The following is a 365-nucleotide window of genomic DNA, read 5'->3' on the forward strand; positions in this document are numbered from 1 at the left end:
GATTTTCCCTATACGTCAGCTAATCATTAACTTTGTTCTGGTATGTAATATCTTATCGATGTACTATTTGGGTGTTAGTACGAGTGCAATTGGTTATTTTTTTCAGAATATGTTTGCTATTGAGATTTCTCCTGCAGAGATATCCCGTATTACCGATAGGGTACTACCCGAGGTTCAAGAATGGAGAAACCGTCCTCTTGAAACGGTCTATCCATTTGTATGTCTGGATTGTATGTTTTTCAAGGTAAGGGTGAATGGTGTTGTTGAAACCCGTGCGATCTATAATATCCTCGGGGTTGATATCGCAAGAAAAAAGGATGTACTTGGGCTTTATAGTTCAGAAAATGAAGGGGCCAAATTCTGGC

Annotated in this window: 1 protein-coding gene; it reads left to right on the top strand. The window is 39.2% G+C overall.

Annotated elements, in window-relative coordinates:
- Positions 1-58: 58 nt before the first annotated feature.
- The coding region (locus GNY06_RS01180; protein WP_185151805.1) for a transposase at positions 59-365 on the top strand (307 nt) is incomplete at its 3' end.

Source organism: Elizabethkingia argenteiflava (assembly GCF_009904105.1).
Taxonomy (GTDB): Bacteria; Bacteroidota; Bacteroidia; order Flavobacteriales; family Weeksellaceae; genus Elizabethkingia; species Elizabethkingia argenteiflava.